General features: G+C 37.4%; 9 protein-coding genes and 1 pseudogene. 9 read left to right on the plus strand and 1 reads right to left on the minus strand.

The genetic code is table 11. From position 1 onward, the window contains the following. Positions 1–40 precede the first annotated feature (40 nt). Both CBI42_RS02380 and scrK read left to right on the plus strand, forming a co-directional pair. A complete protein-coding gene (locus tag CBI42_RS02380; protein WP_094753166.1) occupies positions 41–1,924 on the plus strand; it encodes a sucrose-specific PTS transporter subunit IIBC in 1,884 nt (627 codons plus the stop codon). 149 nt (positions 1,925–2,073) lie between these two features. After that, positions 2,074–2,961, plus strand: a complete 888-nt coding sequence (gene scrK / locus CBI42_RS02385) for a fructokinase ScrK (RefSeq protein ID WP_094753167.1) — start codon at positions 2,074–2,076, stop codon at positions 2,959–2,961. A gap of 42 nt (positions 2,962–3,003) precedes the next feature. Here scrK and CBI42_RS02390 read toward each other — a convergent pair whose 3' ends face one another. Further along, complete coding sequence (locus CBI42_RS02390; protein ID WP_049511033.1) at positions 3,004–3,621, minus strand: TVP38/TMEM64 family protein; 618 nt, start codon at positions 3,619–3,621, stop codon at positions 3,004–3,006. A 131-nt stretch (positions 3,622–3,752) separates the two neighbouring features. Here CBI42_RS02390 and CBI42_RS02395 point away from each other — a divergent pair, with 131 nt between their 5' ends. The 7 genes and pseudogenes from CBI42_RS02395 to CBI42_RS02430 all read left to right on the plus strand — a co-directional run bounded on the left by CBI42_RS02395 (position 3,753) and on the right by CBI42_RS02430 (position 17,885). Beyond that, complete coding sequence (locus CBI42_RS02395) at positions 3,753–6,398, plus strand: DEAD/DEAH box helicase family protein (RefSeq protein ID WP_094753168.1); 2,646 nt, start codon at positions 3,753–3,755, stop codon at positions 6,396–6,398. Between the two features lie 451 nt (positions 6,399–6,849). Beyond that, positions 6,850–7,680 (plus strand): hypothetical protein, encoded by an 831-nt coding sequence (locus tag CBI42_RS02400; RefSeq protein WP_094753169.1) that lies wholly within the window; start codon positions 6,850–6,852, stop codon positions 7,678–7,680. Beyond that, positions 7,667–10,162, plus strand: coding sequence for a DEAD/DEAH box helicase (locus CBI42_RS02405; RefSeq protein WP_094753170.1), 2,496 nt, complete (start codon positions 7,667–7,669; stop codon positions 10,160–10,162). The genes CBI42_RS02400 and CBI42_RS02405 overlap by 14 nt, the downstream gene beginning before the upstream one ends. Positions 10,163–10,513: 351 nt before the next feature. Continuing rightward, positions 10,514–12,085 carry a type I restriction-modification system subunit M gene (locus tag CBI42_RS02410; RefSeq protein ID WP_094753171.1) on the plus strand — a complete coding sequence of 524 codons (1,572 nt, stop codon included), beginning with the start codon at positions 10,514–10,516 and terminating at the stop codon, positions 12,083–12,085. After that, on the plus strand, positions 12,075–13,082 hold the full coding sequence (locus tag CBI42_RS02415; protein WP_033685434.1) for a virulence RhuM family protein: 1,008 nt from the start codon (positions 12,075–12,077) through the stop codon (positions 13,080–13,082). Before CBI42_RS02410 ends, CBI42_RS02415 begins: the two co-directional genes overlap by 11 nt. Next, positions 13,079–14,784, plus strand: a pseudogene (locus CBI42_RS12765) (restriction endonuclease subunit S). Before CBI42_RS02415 ends, CBI42_RS12765 begins: the two are co-directional and overlap by 4 nt. A gap of 56 nt (positions 14,785–14,840) precedes the next feature. Then, positions 14,841–17,885, plus strand: a complete 3,045-nt coding sequence (locus tag CBI42_RS02430) for a type I restriction endonuclease subunit R (RefSeq protein ID WP_094753173.1) — start codon at positions 14,841–14,843, stop codon at positions 17,883–17,885. Positions 17,886–17,933: the final 48 nt, after the last annotated feature.

Here is a 17,933-nt window from a genome sequence, read left to right on the forward strand (position 1 = left end):
TCAAACAAGAACAAAATTTTATATAAGGAGATTTTTGCAAATGAACAATCAGGAAATTGCAAAAAAAGTCATCGATGCCTTGGGCGGACGTGAAAATGTCAACAGTGTTGCCCACTGTGCGACTCGTCTTCGTGTCATGGTCAAAGATGAAGGAAAAATCAATAAAGAAGTGATTGAAAACTTGGAAAAAGTTCAAGGTGCTTTCTTTAACTCAGGTCAATACCAAATCATCTTTGGTACAGGTACAGTTAACAAAATGTACGATGAAGTTGTTGCACTTGGTTTGCCAACATCATCTAAAGATGACATGAAAGCAGAAGCTGCTAAACAAGGGAACTGGTTCCAACGTGCTATCCGTACTTTCGGTGACGTTTTCGTTCCAATCATCCCAGTTATCGTAGCGACAGGTCTCTTTATGGGTGTGCGTGGTCTCTTGACTGCTCTTGGAATGACACTTCCAGCTGATGTGACAACTTACACTCAAATCTTGACAGATACAGCCTTTATCATCTTGCCAGGTTTGGTTGTGTGGTCAACCTTCCGTGTATTTGGTGGAAATCCTGCCGTTGGTATCGTTCTTGGTATGATGCTTGTTTCTGGCTCACTTCCAAACGCTTGGGCAGTCGCTTCAGGTGGTGAAGTAACAGCTATGAACTTCTTTGGTTTCATCCCTGTTGTTGGTTTGCAAGGTTCAGTTCTTCCAGCCTTCATCATCGGGGTTGTTGGAGCTAAATTTGAAAAAGCTGTCCGCAAGGTTGTTCCAGATGTGATTGACCTCTTGGTAACACCATTCGTGACACTTTTGGTCATGTCTATCCTTGGACTCTTTGTTATCGGACCAGTTTTCCACGTTGTTGAAAACTATATCCTTATTGGTACAAAAGCAATTCTTGGCTTGCCATTTGGTCTCGGTGGTTTCTTGATTGGTGGGGTTCACCAATTGATCGTCGTGTCAGGTGTGCACCACATCTTCAACTTGCTTGAAGTACAATTGCTTGCTGCTGACCATGCTAACCCATTCAACGCTATCATCACTGCGGCTATGACAGCCCAAGGTGCTGCGACTGTTGCGGTTGGTGTTAAAACGAAAAATCCAAAACTGAAAACACTTGCTTTCCCAGCTGCTCTTTCTGCCTTCCTAGGTATTACAGAGCCTGCTATCTTCGGGGTGAACTTGCGCTTCCGTAAACCATTCTTTCTTTCATTGATTGCTGGTGCAATCGGTGGTGGATTGGCTTCAATCCTTGGTCTTGCTGGTACTGGTAATGGTATCACTATCATCCCTGGTACAATGCTTTACATCGGTAACGGACAACTTGCACAATACCTTCTTATGGTAGCTGTATCATTTGCCCTTGGTTTTGCCCTAACTTACATGTTTGGTTACGAAGATGAAGTAGAGGCAACTCCATCTGCAAAACAAGCTGAAGTTGCTGAAGAAAAAGAAGAAGATGCGCCAGTAGCTCTTCAAAATGAAACACTTGTAACTCCTATCGTCGGTGATGTTGTAGCTCTTGCTGATGTCAATGACCCAGTCTTCTCAAGTGGAGCTATGGGACAAGGTATTGCTGTGAAACCTAGCCAAGGTGTGGTTTATGCACCAGCCGATGCTGAAGTTTCAATCGCCTTTCCAACAGGGCACGCTTTTGGTTTGAAAACAACTGATGGTGCTGAAGTCTTGATCCACGTTGGTATCGACACTGTAACAATGAACGGTGACGGTTTCGAAGCAAAAGTTGCTCAAGGTGATAAGGTGAAAGTTGGCGATGTTCTTGGAACATTTGACTCAAACAAAATCGCTGCAGCTGGTCTTGATGATACAACAATGGTTATCGTTACAAATACAGCTGACTACGCTTCAGTAGCTCCGGTCGCAACAGGTTCAGTTGCGAAGGGAGATGCTGTGATCGAAGTGAAAATCTAATCAATCCTCTCTAATGTGAAAACGAACAAATGACATGTTTGTTCGTTTTTGCTTGAATGGTAAGATTTACAGAGGAAAATCTAAAAAATAGAGAAATTTAGCCTTTCGAAATATGCTATAATAAAGAAAATAAAAACAAGAGGTTTATCATGACAAAATTATATGGAAGCTTGGAAGCGGGCGGTACAAAGTTTGTCTGTGCTGTCGGTGATGAAAACTTTAACGTTGTAGAAAAAACACAATTTCCAACAACAACTCCAATCGAAACAATCGATAAAACCATCGAGTTCTTCTCAAAATTCGACAACCTTGCTGGTCTTGCAGTTGGTTCATTTGGTCCGATTGATATTGATAAAAACTCAAAAACTTATGGCTTTATCACAACAACTCCAAAACCAAACTGGGCAAATGTGGACTTGCTTGGTGCCCTTCGTCGCGCCCTAAACGTGCCAATGTACTTCACAACAGACGTAAACAGCTCTGCTTATGGTGAAGTGGTTGCCCGTAACAATGCTGGTGCTCGTATTGAAAACTTGGTTTACTACACAATCGGTACAGGTATCGGTGCAGGTGTTATCCAACGTGGTGAGTTTATCGGCGGTGTGGGTCACCCTGAAATGGGTCACTACTATGTTGCTAGACACCCAATGGATATTGAAAAAGAGTTTAAGGGTGTTTGTCCTTTCCATAAGGGATGTCTGGAAGGCTATGCAGCTGGTCCAAGTTTGGAAGCTCGTACAGGTGTACGTGGGGAAAATATTGAACTCAACAACCCTGTTTGGGATGTTCAAGCCTACTATATCGCTCAAGCTGCGGTTAATGCGACAGTGACTTTCCGCCCAGACGTGATTGTCTTTGGTGGAGGGGTCATGGCTCAACAACACATGCTAGACCGTGTCCGTGAGAAATTTACATCTCTTCTCAATGGTTACCTACCAGTTCCAGATGTGCGAGATTATATCGTAACACCAGCAGTTGCAGAAAATGGTTCTGCCACGCTTGGGAACTTTGTCCTTGCAAAAGAAGTTTCAAAATAAAGCACAAAATCCGCTTGGGAAACCAAACGGATTTTTTATATGTCAAAGCATTTGCCAGAAAAAGTCGATTATATAGGTCAGACCGTAGGTATAAACCACGAGGGTAAAGGGTTTGGTCAGAATGATGATAATCATGTAGCGCTTGAAGGTCATTTTGGTCAGGGCAGCCAGCATACAGAGAAAGTCAGCCGGACTAATGGGCCAAATCATCATAAAGATAAAGAAACGGTCAAAACGATTTCCTTTATCCAACCAGCCGATATACTTGTCATAGGTACGCTTGCTGACGACAGACTGGACAAAGGCAGCCCCATAGAGGCGCACCAGATAAAAGATAATGGCACAGCCAATTACGATGCCGATATAGTTGTAGATAGTCCCGATGATGTGCCCGTAGATAAAGACGCCAGCCACCGAGGTCAAGGCCCCAGGAATGATAGGGACGACCGTCTGTAAAATCTGTAAAAAGATAAAGAGAGGTGGCCCCCAGATACCTGCCTGCTGGATAAAGGCAGAGAGGGTTTCCTTAGACTGTAAAATCCCAGCCTGATAAGCCCAAATACAGAAAATCAAACTCCCAACCCCACCGACAATCGATGAGATATTGATAACTTGCTGCAGAAGGGGAGAAACAGCTTTCATTTGTTTATCCTGTGACATGTAAACTCCTCATAGATAGTATAATTCTACTATACCATAATTTACGGTTTTAAACTATCTGAGTGTCTAGAGGTAGAATAATTATGGTAAAATGGAAATAATCAAATGCTAAACTAGATTGAGGAAGAATCATGTTGGGATTAAAGTTTAATGGGACTTGGCGCAACTACCAAAAACAGGTCTTGGACAACTTCCAAGAATACCAAGCAGATGGGCATGTTCACTTGGTGGCAGCGCCTGGTTCAGGGAAAACAACTATAGGGATCGAGTTGATTGCCCGCTTTGATAAGCCTGCTCTCGTTTTGGTACCGACGGTGACCATCCGAGAACAATGGGTGGATAGGATTCGCCAGGCCTTTTTAGAGGATGAGAACCAGGTCACAAGTCTCGTGTCTCAAAATCTCAAGGACATGAAGCAAATCACCATCGCTACCTACCAAGCCTTTCACAGTGCTATGCAACAGGTGCAATCTCAAGAAGATAATGGGGAGGTTGAGGACTTTATAGGCTTTGACCTGCTTGGCAGACTCAAGGAAAGGGGTGTAGAAACTCTCTGTCTGGACGAATGCCATCACTTGAGAAATGAATGGTGGAAAAGTCTAGAAGACTTCCGTAAAAACTACCAGCAACTGCAAGTCATCTCTCTCACTGCGACACCGCCTTATGACAGTGAACCAGAACTCTGGGATCGCTATCTCCAGATGTGTGGTGAGATTGACCAAGAAATCACAGTGCCAGAACTGGTTAAGGAAGACACTCTTTGCCCTCATCAGGACTTTGTCTATATCTGTTTTCCGACCAAGGAAGAGGACAAGCGTTTGGAGGAGTTTGAAGACACCAAGTGGCAGTATGTCAGTCAACTAGTCCTTGATCCTGACTTCCAAGAGTTGATTCGGAGTTCCAAGGTTCTCAAAGGGAAAATTTCTGCGGATATTCTCCTTGAAGATCCCAAGTATCTCTCAGCACTCCTCATTTATCTACAAGCTCAAAAACAGGAAATTCCCAAGCATCTACAAGATTTACTAGGTGCTGAAGGCTTGCCTGCCCTTAATTACTATTGGTTAGAAGTTCTCTTGCAAGGCCTTCTCTATCAAACTCCTGACTGGTATGAGGATCCGCATGAGACAAAGAAAAAGATAGAAGCAGAACTGAAATCAAGAGGGTTGATTGAAAAACGTCAGGTCTTCTTGGTCAAATCCAAGGCCAATGACCAAATCCTCAACCAATCTCTAGGAAAACTAGCTGGGATTGCATCTATCTTTGAGACCGAATATGCCAGTCTAGGTCAGGACTTGAGACAGTTGGTCTTGGCGGACTATATCCGTAAGGATTTTGCCAGTTATCTGGGAGATGACCAAGCACCAATCACGCAATTAGGTGTCCTCCCTTATTTTGAAACTATTCGCAGAAGTGCACAAAAGCAAGGTCTTTCTGTCCCTATAGCAGTCCTTTCTGGTAGTGTCGTGATCATACCTGCCAGTGTCAAGGCAGAACTTCAAGCACTCATCCCAAACACTAGCTTAAGCTTCTCTGCCATTGGAAAACTCGACCAAGAGTCTTATCTCCAAGTAGGCTTTCCATCCAGCTTTAAGGGGATGGTAGCAGCAGTGACCGAGCTCTTCCAACGTGGTTCTATCCAGGTCTTGGTCGGAACCAAGTCTCTCTTGGGAGAAGGATGGGATGCGCCTTGCGTCAACTCTCTCATCCTCGGAAGTTTTGTCGGAAGCTTTATGCTGAGTAATCAAATGCGGGGCCGTGCCATCCGTATCTGGCCAGGACATCCAGATAAGACCAGCAATATCTGGCACCTAGTAGCCATCAAACCTTACAAAAATCCAGCCTTTTCTAAGGAGGACCAAGAAGAACTAGACCTCAGTCCTTATCAGGACCTCCAAACCCTTGCCCGTCGTATGGACCATTTCCTTGGCTTGTCCTATAAGGAAGATACCATTGAAACAGGTTTGGACCGCTTAAACTTTCCTGAGTTCCCATTTAAGAAAAAGAAACTCGAAGACTATAACGAGAAGATTATGGAACTATCCAAGGACCGTGCCTCCCTACGTAAAAAATGGCAGGAATCTCTCGTTGTTGCTGACAAGATTGAGATTGTCAATGAAGTGGCGACCGACAGCAAACGAATCCCTCTGCTTGCCCTAGCGGATGCTGAAAAGTGGCTTCGCTATGCTCTGATGGTATTTGCCATTAGTCTCCTAGCCTATGTCGTTCGACTAACCTTCTTTACCTTGCCATGGTTGATAGCTCTTTGTGTCCTCTTCCTAGCTATCACAGCCTTTCGCTATTATAGTTACAAGAGTCCTTATAAACGCTTGCGCCAGATCGGTGAAGCTATTCGCAAAGCCATGGTGACTGCCGGGCATTTGTCTGATGACCAGTCGCGCGTGCAGGTCGATGAGGACAAGGACAGTTTTAACGTCTTTGCCTATCTAAAAGGTGGCAGTATGCGAGACAAGGAACTTTTTTCCAAGGCCTTAGGAGAATTCTTTGCCCCAGTGGACAATCAACGCTACCTCTTAGTAGCTCAAAAAGCACCAGCCGGCCAATCCAAGTATTTCGTAGTCCCTAGCCTCTTTGAAAAACGCAAGGAAGATGCCCAGCTCTTCCAAAATGCCGTCGCACCTCATATAGGCAACTACCAACTCGTCTACACCCGCAACGAAGCAGGCCGAAAAATCCTGCTCGAAGCCCGACTCAAATCCCTAGCCAACAAACACGACCGCATCATCACTAAGAAAAAGGTTAAGAGTGCGTTGAAGTAGGGGGAGGAATAGTCCTCTAATCTTTTAAGGAGTATAAAGAATATAATTTATGAGTATTCAAAGTTTCAAATGATGAATAAATCATAGATTTTGTTGCATTCTAAGTTTCGAATAGCCTATCCGTAAAAAGAGAACCTGACTCAACACCTAAAAGATCTCTGCACGATCCGAGATAGTAAGCGACGAATAAGCGGTCCGAGTAAGAAAAAAGAAAGTGAAAACAGAATAACCAGTTCAAGCAGCAAGATAAAACTCAACGCCTTTAAATATATTATTATTTGAAGGTGTTTTTTGGTGGTTTCGTGGTATAATTTTAGTAGAAGATTAAGAGAGAAAAGTGAATAGAGAGAAAAATCTTTACTTAGTTTAGATATGAGGCTAAATTTTAGGAAATTACCTAATTATATTAAATTTATGGCTCTACAAGTACAGAATTAGAAAGGAAATTATTTTGACATTAATAAATAGTAGATTTCAACAAATTTCAAATTATTTGGATAATAATCAAACATCAAATTTAGATATTGAAAACATTGAAGCTATAGTTTTAGATATTCATTCCCTAACTAGTTTAGAAAAAGAATACATTGAAAAAAATTTAGTGGAAATATCCAAAGGAATAGATAGTAATTTTGATGTAAATATAATAGCTGAGAAGATTTGTTCTACATTAGGAAACTACGACAGTGTCGCAAAGACAGTTCTTGAACCTATTAATGTGAGTAGGAACTCGGGTTTTGCTGCAGAATTTTTTCTAATTTGTATACTACGTAATAATGGTTTTGAACAAAATTTTTGCTACAGAAATTTAGAGGAAAACTCACCAAAAAAAGGATTTGATGGGCTGTATACAAAAAATGAGGAGCCTTGGTTAGTAGAGAGTAAGTCAACTCACTCGCAGGCCTTTAATCATCTAACGACTATCAAACGGGCCTATAGTAGTTTATCACAACAACTTTCGGGAATGACTAATAATGATCCTTGGGAAAATGCGGCTACTCATGCAAAAGTTTCAAGAGGAAACAAGTCCTTGGTTCAAAGTTTAGAAAAATTAAGTATGGAGCATATGCAAGGAAATTTTTTTAAAATGTCCGATTGTAACGTAATTATTGGATCGACAATAGTTAGAAAAAGTACTGTTGGAATACCAAGTAATATTCAAGAAATAATAGATAATATATCTATTCATGAGACAAAAAAAGAAAAAGTAGTAATGATTAACCTAGAGGATCAAAATATTTTTCTCGAAGTGATGAAAGAGATAGCAAATGGAAATCGGTAAAACTTTATTAACTAGAATAAGAAATAAGTCGGAAGTATCCAACCTAATAGTGGAGCTATTATATTTGAAAGAAGAGATAACTATGAGAGATGCTGAGTATCTTTTTGAAGTTGCTTTGATGTTAATCAATGAGTTCCAAAAAGAAGGTAATCAGAATAAACATCTGTTGATAGAATTTGCATATTTAATTATTGCTAAAACTTGCTTTAAAATACATGATTTTAGGGCTCTGTATGACTTTTCTGTAAATTTTGGATATTATCCTATAGCCAGAAAAATTCTTTCTGCGGGTTTATTAAATAGTTGTGTTACAATTCAACATCTTATCATTGATAATAATTTGGAAAATTTTACTGATGGCTATAAAGTGAAAACATTTGAACAAAATAAAATTTTTAAAAAAGTTTTAAATTCTGATAGTAAGCAACTATTGTTTAATGCACCAACATCATATGGAAAGAGCGAATTAATATTTAATCATTTGAATAGACATCATGATAAGAATAAAGTTGCAATAATAGTTCCAACCAAAGCATTAATTGATCAAACTTATCGAGAGGCAAGGAAGAATGTTTTAAATAGAAAAATAATAATTCATGATCAAAATTATGATTATGAAAATGATAAAGTTGTATTAGTGATCGTGACTCAAGAAAGAGCTTTACGTTTGATTGATGAAGGTTTAAAATTCGATTTAATATACATAGACGAGGCTCACGAACTTTTGAATTTTAGTTTTTACTCCCCTTTATCAAATAGAAGCTTGTTATTATCAAGAGTGATAAAGTTATCTAGGAAGATGAATCCGTTAGTTCAATTAGTTTATTTATCACCGACAATTCAAGATTCTAATAGTTTACAACTACTAGGTCAAGAGCAAATTCAAGATTATCGAATAAAGAATGATTTAAAAATATTAGATATAAAATATTTAGATAAAAGTGGTCAAGAATTTATCTACGATTTGTTTTTAAATAAATTTATTCATATTAATAAATATGTTAGGCATAATTCATTGAACTATATAGTTCAACTTACTTGTGAACGTAATTTTAAAAAGAATTTACATTATATTTTTAAACCTAAAAAAATAGAAGACTATTCTGAGAAACTTTATAATCTGTTACCTGAATCCGAAATACCGAGAGATATTATCGAATTGCAGAAGGAATTAAGTAGAGTTATTCACCCTAAGTTCAAATTAATTAGATTTTTAGGAAAAGGAATTGTATACCTTCATGGGAAGTTACCGTTAATAATTAGAAATTATCTATTGAAATATATAAGGGAGCATAGCTTTTTAAATAATTTTATTGCTAATTCTGTTATCTTAGCTGGAATGAACCTTCCTATTGATAATCTGATTTATATTTCTGGTTTTAATGGATTAAGTGATTTGAAAAATTTAATTGGACGAGTTAATAGATTAAACGAAATATTTGCAAGTGAATCAAATTTATCAAAAATTTTTATACCTATTCATTTTATAGACATGGAAGATTACCCTCAATTCAATAAAACACCATTAGAAAATAAAATAGTATTGTTACGTGGAAATCATAAAGATGAGATTAAGAATCCCTTGTTGGAAAAGTATAATGGAAACAATGATAAGGCTCAAGAAATTCGAGAGTATGAGGAGGAAATTATTACTAAGTATGAAAATCCTGATTTTATAACACGTTTATCAACAGCTGGAGCACAACAAATATTAAATTACTCCAATAGGGGGTTGATAGAATTAGAAAAAATTATTGAAGGTACAGAAAAAATAGAAGGATTCGAAAATTTAATTGAAAAAATACTGTTAAAAATAAGAGAAGTTTTCTTTGCTTCACCATTTGTAAATGACTTATACTTTATTAATGAAGAGTATTTTAAACCGTTGAACAATGCTAAACGTCTCAGATATAAAGAAACATGTGAATATTATAAAAATTTTTTAGAGCTCTCTTATTCTCCTTTCCCTGATAGAGTTGATAATCTTGTTAAATTTTGGGAATCAGTTCTAGGTAATGCGAAATCAGAGCAAAATAGTTATTTTGTATATGTTGGCTCACAATTTGGAGAAGTTCCTTACGTTACGGAGTCATATTCAGGAATACAAAAAGTATATATTGATTTAAGGTCTCACAGAGGGGAAACTGATTTTTTATACAACGTTGCAATATTAAAACTTCAGATAGATGAAGACTTCATTTCATACGAAATCACGCTATTATTAAACACGCTTAAGGAGTTTGAAATCATTTCTGAAGAGCAATTTAATTATTTTTTATATGGAACATTAGATAAAAGTGAATTGAATATCCTTAAGTTGGGTATTAGTAAAAATATGTATAAAATTTTGAAAAATGATGACCAAATAATTAATATTGAATTTGATACTTATGGAAATGCAAGAGCTAATGAAAAGTTGCTTCAATATATTAAAATGAAGAATGGAATTGAAAAATTTGAATTGGAGCAATTATTTGAATAAAAAAGCAGATTAAATCTATATCATCTTTCGCAATATTAAATATGGAAGTAGTAAAACTTTGGTGACGAGTCGGATGTTTTCCTAAAATTTTTTAAGAAATATTAGATTAAATTAAAATGCTTATAAAAAATAGCTAGATAATTTCAAAAGTTTATTTTAAGATTTAAAGGAGACAGAAACAAAATGATATTATAAAAGTCAGTGAGTTTGTCAATTTTTTTAAAATTTTTCCATTTTCTCGTTTACTTTTTATGTCAAGGCAACTCCACTCGATCTATTCAGGTCGAGTGGTTTTTCTTAAAATATGATAAAATAAAGAGATAATACATTTATTTAATAAGGGAAGTAAAAATGGCAAGTAAAGAAAATGCAGAACGCAAGGAGCTGCATCGTAAAATTTGGGCGATTGCGGACGATGTTCGTGGAGCTGTAGATGGTTGGGATTTTAAGCAATATATCCTAGGAATTCTGTTCTATCGCTTTATTTCCGAACACATGGCAGACTATTTTGACCGTGCTGAGCATGAAGCTGGCGACTTAGAATTTCGTTATGCTGAATTGAGTGACCAAGAAGCTGAGCAAGATTTCAAACCAGGAACAGTTGAGGATAAGGGATTTTTTATTCTTCCGAGTCAACTATTTGGAAATGTTGTCGAGAATTCCTCGCAAAATGAAAATTTAAACGAAGACTTGGCCAACATCTTTCAAGCTATTGAGAAGTCAGCGATTGGGTTCAAATCAGAGGATGATATCAAAGGTTTGTTTGATAACTTGGATACACGAAGCAATATCCTTGGTGGAACTGTTCCAGAAAAAAATAAGCGTCTTTCTGATATTCTTAATGGTATCAATAGTATTAACTTTGGTAACTTTGAAGAAAATGACATCGATGCCTTTGGGGATGCTTATGAGTTCTTGATTTCCAACTATGCTAGTAATGCAGGAAAAAGTGGTGGTGAGTTTTTCACGCCACAGACAGTCTCTAAATTACTAGCTCGCCTAGTGATGGTCGGTAAAGACAAGATTAACAAGGTCTATGACCCAACATGTGGTTCAGGCTCTCTCCTTCTTCAAATGAAAAAACAATATGAAGACCATATTCTAGAAGACGGATTCTTTGGTCAGGAAATCAATATGACCAACTACAACTTGGCTCGTATGAATATGTTCTTACACAATATCAACTACAACAACTTTGATATTAAGCGAGGAGATACCCTTTTAAATCCTCAGCATTTAGAAGAAAAGCCATTTGATGCTATCGTTTCTAACCCTCCGTATTCTGTCAAATGGGTGGGAGATGGAGATCCAACTCTAATAAATGATGACCGCTTTGCGCCAGCTGGTAAGCTAGCTCCTAAGTCAAAAGCTGACTTTGCCTTTATCATGCATAGTCTAAATCACTTGTCCAATAAAGGTCGAGCTGCTATTGTATGTTTTCCAGGAATTTTCTATCGTGGAGGAGCTGAAAAGACCATTCGTCAGTATCTAGTAGATAACAACTTTGTTGAAGCAGTGATTTCTCTTCCAGACAATCTCTTCTTTGGAACTTCTATCGCAACGACGATCTTGGTTTTGGCAAAAAATAAACTAGAGAACAAAACGCTCTTTATCGATGCGAGTAAGGAATTCAAAAAAGAAACTAACAACAATGTTTTGACGGATAGCAATATCGAACATATAGTTGAATTATTCTCTAATTATCAAAATGTTGACTATAAATCTGCTCTTGTTGATAATGATGTGATTGGTTCAGAGCAGGATTATAACCTATCTGTTTCAACCTATGTCGAACAAGAAGATACACGTGAGAAGATTGATATAGATGTTCTCAATAAAGAAATAGCTGAGACTGTTGCCAAAATTGACCACTTGCGTGCAGAGATAGACAAGATTGTAGAGGAGCTGAGCTATGGCAAATGATGTGATTCTCTATAGAACTGATGACGGGGAGTCAGCTATTGAACTCCACCTGGATAATGGAACGGTCTGGCTCACCCAACAAGAACTAGCTGAGCTCTTTCAAACTTCCAAGCAAAATATTAGTAAACATATCAAGGCAATATTTGAGGATGGTGAATTAGATGAAACAGTGGTTGTCAACTATCAGTTGACAACCACTCGTCACGGTGCAATGGCTGGTAAAACTCAGTCCAAAAAAGTCGCTTACTATAATCTCGATATGATTCTGGCGATTGGGTATCGAGTGCGTTCCCCTCGTGGCATTCAGTTTAGACACTATGCTTCGACAGTCTTGAAAGAGTATCTAATCAAGGGCTTCGCTATGGATGATGAGCGCCTGAAAAACTTGGGTGGAGGCTCTTACTTTAAAGAACTCCTTGAAAGAATCCGAGATATCCGCTCGAGTGAAAAAGTCTTTTACCGTCAGGTTTTAGATCTTTTCGCGACATCAAGCGACTACAATGCAAATTCACTAGAGGCAAAGAAATTTTTTGCGACGGTTCAAAATAAGATGCATTATGCCATTCACCACAATACTGCCAGTGAACTCATCTACAATCGTGTTGATAGTGAAAAGGAGTTTATGGGCTTGACTACTTTTAAGGGAGACCTTCCTACTTTATCTGAAGCAAAAGTTGCCAAGAACTATCTGACAGAAAAGGAACTGCGTGGGCTTAATCAGCTTGTATCAGGATATCTAGATTTTGCGGAAAGACAGGCAGAGCGAGAAGAAGTCATGACTATGGCAGACTGGGTAACACATGTAGATCGTATCCTTCAGGCTACTGGAGAAGACTTGCTGGACAATAGTGGTTCTATCTCTCATGAACAGATGAAGCAGAAGGTAGATAAGGAATATAAGAGCTACCAAGCCAAGACTCTCAGTCAAGTTGAAAAAGATTATCTTGAGGAAATCAAAAGTATTGAAAATCTAGCCAAGGAAGGAGGGAAACCATGAACATCCTAGAAGAAATCCAAAACTGTCCTGTTGAGTGGAAAGAGTTGGGGGAAGTAGTTTTTACTTTGACAAGTCCTGTAAAGTTAGCTAAGAAGCAGTATCAATTGACAGGAAGAATACCGATTGTTGATCAGGGTGAACAATTCATAGCAGGATATACAGATAATGAAAAATATCTTGAAAAAGATGAATATATAATTTTTGGAGATCATTCAGAACATATAAAATTTGTAGATTTCGCTTTTGTTCAAGGAGCTGATGGTTTAAAAATTTTGAAACCAAAGAAAGGTATAAACGCAAAATATCTATATTATTGCGTTTGTAATTTTTATAAGAAAGAGGGGAACTATAAAAGACATTGGAGTAATGCGAAAATTACTCTTATACCTATTCCTCCACTAAAAATTCAAGAAGAAATTGTGCAAAAACTTGACAAAATGACAGAGTATGTTACAGAATTGACCTCAGAATTGACCTCAGAATTGACCTCAGAATTGACCTCAGAATTGACCTCACGTAAAAAGCAATATTCTTATTATCGAGATAAACTCTTATCATTTGAGGATGAGGTTTATCATGTTGAGTGGAAGATACTTAAAGATGTTGCTAAATTGAAGAATGGAAAAGATTGGAAAGCTATTCCAAATGGAGAAATACCAGTATATGGTAGTGGTGGAGAAATGGGAGAGTTTGTTGCTGATTATTCTTATGACAAACCAACTGTATTGATTCCTAGGAAAGGTTCTATTTCTAATTTATTCTATTTAGAAAAAGCTTTTTGGAACGTAGATACAATCTACTATACAGAAATTGATGAAACTAAGATTATTCCAAAGTATTTTTATTATTATTTAACGACTGTTAATTTAGAAGAAATGTCAACTAATCCAACAAGACCTAGTTTAGTTTAACTCAAGCTATTCTTGATAAAATTAAAATCCCAGTGCCATCTCTTGAAATCCAGTATCGTATTGTTCAAGTTCTGGACAACTTTGATATGATTTGTAATGACCTAAACATCGGACTACCAAAAGAGATTGAACTACGTCAAAAACAGTACGAATATTTTAGAGAAAAACTCTTGACATTCGTCGCCGAAGGCGAGTACACTGAGAGTAGAGTAGAGGAGTGGGACAACTCCGCTATTATCAAGCTTTTACAGTGGGTATTTGGTCCAATTCGAGTGAAGGTGGGACAAGTTGTCAATTTGCAACGTGGGAAACGTCTTGTTAGAAAGCAACTAACTACTTCAGGAAGTGTTCCAGTTTATCAAAATAGTTTGGCGCCCTTGGGATATTATACCGAATCAAACAGAGTGAAAAATACTAGTTTTGTAATTTGTGCAGGGGCGGCTGGTGAAGTTGGGTATAGCGCTGTGGACTTTTGGGCGGCAGATGATGTCTACACATTAGCAACGTCGGATAATATTTCTGATAAATTTATGTACTATGTCTTGTTAAGTAAGCAAGATAGACTTAAATCACAGGTTCGAAAGGCTAGTATTCCTAGATTATCTAAGGATGCTATTGATAAAGTAACGTTCTACTTACCCCCTTTTTCCGAACAAAAAAGAATTGTCTCCATTCTTGACAATTTCAACACCTTAACCAACTCTATTTCTGAAGGTCTTCCAAAAGAAATCGAACTAAGACAGAAACAGTATGAATACTGGAGAGAACAATTATTAAACTTCACTAGATAAATTCTTGAATCATTTTGAGATAGAATCTCAAATAATACAATAAAAGGAAACATACTATGGTTGATTATTCAAAAGTACATGAAGTAATTGCGGAAACAAATGAAGGGATTCTCTTGGCTGAGTATCAACCAGAGTATCGCACGGACAGAGAGTATCAGTCAGAGGCTGATTTAGAAAATCAGTTGATTTCAGATTTGGTGAATCATCTCAACTATGAACGCTTAAATATTCATACTCCTGCAGAGATTTTAGCAAATGCCAAGGTTCAAATTGAAAAACTTAATAAGGTGGTCTTTACTGATGCGGAATGGAGTCGCTTTGTAGTCGAGTATCTGGACTGTCCCAATGAAGGTTTGGTTGAAAAAACACGAAAAATCCAAGAAAATCATATCTATGACTTTGTCTTTGATGATGGACGAATTAAAAATATTTTCATCCTTGATAAGAAAAACATTCACAACAACAGCGTGCAGGTCATCAACCAAGTGACCCAGGTGGGTAGTCATACTAATCGTTACGATGTCACCATCTTAGTAAATGGACTACCTCTAGTTCAGATTGAATTGAAAAGACGTGGTGTTAGGCTCAAAGAAGCTTTTGAACAAATCCATAGATACAGTAAGGAAAGTTTCAATAGTGAGAATTCTTTATACAAATACATTCAGATTTTTGTCATTTCGAATGGTACTTTTACACGCTATTTTGCCAATACAACAGCTCAAAATAAAAATCATTATGAGTTCACCTGTGAATGGGCAGATCGTAAGAATAAGACTATTCACGATTTGGAAGATTTTACTGTTACTTTTTTTAGCAAGCGTGTCCTCTTGGAAGTTTTGACTAAGTATTGTGTTTTTGATACTAATAACACCTTGCTCATCATGCGCCCTTATCAGATAGCAGCTACCGAGAGTATCATACGCAAGATTCATTCGTCTAATGAGATGAAGAACTTTGGCACAATCAATGCTTGTGGCTATATTTGGCATACAACGGGATCAGGAAAAACTTTGACAAGCTTTAAGACTGCCCGTTTGGCAACAGGGTTGGACTATATTGATAAAGTGATTTTTGTGGTTGATAGAAAAGACCTAGATGACCAAACTATGAATGAATATAAAAAGTTCCAACCAAATTCAGTTAATGGAAGTAACAGCACAAAGGAACTTCAACGTAATATTGAAGAAAATGATGGTAAAATCGTTGTCACAACAATTCAAAAGCTAAACAAATTTATAACAGCGAATCCAAATCATGAAATCTATAGTAAAAAATGTGTTTTAATCTTTGATGAATGTCACCGCTCCCAGTTTGGGAAGGCTCAAAAGCGTATTAAGAAGGCTTTTAAACAATATGCTCTATTTGGATTTACAGGGACACCGATTTTCCCAGAAAATAGCTTGACGGGTGAAACGACACAAGAAGTTTTTGGAGAACAACTTCATAACTACGTTATCACGGATGCTATTCGAGATGAAAAAGTGTTGAAGTTCAAGGTTGACTATAACTATATCAAACCTGAAATCAATAAGTATAGAGAAGCTGAAAAAGCAGTTGGCCGAGAGATTGACGAGAAGAAACTCAAAAAGATGGAGAAGGAACTACTTCTACATCCCGAGCGGATAGCAACCATCACTGAGTACCTGTTGAGAGTTTATGATGACAAGACGCATCGAAATCAACACTATACTCATAAGCAAAAACAACTGTTTGGATTTAATGCCATGCTAGCTGTACAGAGTATTGAAGCAGCAAAATTATACTATGAAGAACTCCAACGACAGCAAGCAGCTTTACCAGAAACTAAACGATTGAAAGTTGCAACTATCTTTAGTTTTGCACCTAACGAAGAACAGTCAGCTTATGGAGAAATTCAAGATGAAGAGCTAGAGCCTCAAGATACAGCCATGCCTCTATCTTCTAAGGAGTTTCTTTCTATAGCGATTGACGATTATAATCACATGTTCAAGACCAACTTCTCAGCTGATGGGAAGGAGTTCCAAAATTACTATCGTGACCTTTCTAAAAGAGTTAAATCCAAAGAAGTAGATTTGCTGATTGTAGTCGGTATGTTCCTGACGGGATTTGATGCCCCGACTATGAATACACTCTTTGTCGATAAAAATCTACGTTATCATGGTTTGATTCAGGCATTCTCGAGAACTAATCGAATTTTTAATAAAGTTAAACCTTTTGGGAATATTGTTTGTTTCCGTGATTTAGAAAAGGCTACGCAAGAAGCTATTAAGACTTTTGGAGACACAAATAAGCTTGAAATTATTTTGGAAAAAAGCTTTAGTGAATACATGGATGGTTTCGTGGATCAAGTAACGGGTATAGAGGTCAAAGGCTATACTGCGGTTTGTCAGGAAATTTTGGAAAGATTCCCTAATCCACAAGAAATTGAAACAGAACATGATAAAAAAGAATTTGTTAAGTTATTTGGTGAGTTACTGAAGCTTGATAACGTCCTTCGAAATTATGATGAGTTTCAAGAAATCGATAAGCCTATCTCTGAAGGTTATCTTCAGGATTTAAGAAGCACTTATGTAGAAATTCGAGATGAATTCTTAAACCTTAAAAATTATGAAAGAACAAAAGACTTAGGTGTTGACCTTTCAGATGTTGAATTTGAAATCGAACTCTTAAAAACAGATGAGATTAATCTGGACTATATTCTTGCATTGATTGTTGAAAAATCGAAGAATTCTGAGTCTAAAGAAGTAATGAAAGCAGAAGTTAGTCGTGTAATTCGTTCTAGTATCGATATTCGTGCCAAAGAAGAGTTGGTTATCGGCTTTATCAATGACACTGATTTGCAAAAATTGAAAGACCATGATGGGGTTATCAATGCTTTCTATGAATATGGCAAGGAACGCAAGAAAATCGCAATCCATGACCTAGCTGAGTCTGAGAGCCTTGTAGCTGATTACCAATTATTCATAGACAAATCAATTCAACGAGGTTATGCTGAAAACAGTGGGACTGATTTAGATTCGATTATTCCACCAACTTCTCGTAGACACGGAGCACGTGAACGGAAAAAGCAAGAAGTTTTACGTAAGATTCAGTTATTAGTAGAGACTTATTCAGGTATTTAAGGATTGTCAAACAAGGTTTATTAGAAAAATCAGGAAGTACAAAAAACA

The sequence above is a fragment of the Streptococcus sp. KR genome, from assembly GCF_002238115.1.
Lineage (GTDB): Bacteria > Bacillota > Bacilli > Lactobacillales > Streptococcaceae > Streptococcus.

Bases quoted from the DNA above. Each gene is read 5' to 3' on its own strand.
- CBI42_RS02380 (WP_094753166.1), top strand. From the start codon at position 41: ATGAACAATCAGGAAATTGCAAAAAAAGTCATCGATGCCTTGGGCGGA.
- scrK (WP_094753167.1), top strand. From the start codon at position 2,074: ATGACAAAATTATATGGAAGCTTGGAAGCGGGCGGTACAAAGTTTGTC.
- CBI42_RS02390 (WP_049511033.1), bottom strand. From the start codon at position 3,621: ATGTCACAGGATAAACAAATGAAAGCTGTTTCTCCCCTTCTGCAGCAA.
- CBI42_RS02395 (WP_094753168.1), top strand. From the start codon at position 3,753: ATGTTGGGATTAAAGTTTAATGGGACTTGGCGCAACTACCAAAAACAG.
- CBI42_RS02405 (WP_094753170.1), top strand. From the start codon at position 7,667: ATGGAAATCGGTAAAACTTTATTAACTAGAATAAGAAATAAGTCGGAA.
- CBI42_RS02410 (WP_094753171.1), top strand. From the start codon at position 10,514: ATGGCAAGTAAAGAAAATGCAGAACGCAAGGAGCTGCATCGTAAAATT.
- CBI42_RS02415 (WP_033685434.1), top strand. From the start codon at position 12,075: ATGGCAAATGATGTGATTCTCTATAGAACTGATGACGGGGAGTCAGCT.
- CBI42_RS02430 (WP_094753173.1), top strand. From the start codon at position 14,841: ATGGTTGATTATTCAAAAGTACATGAAGTAATTGCGGAAACAAATGAA.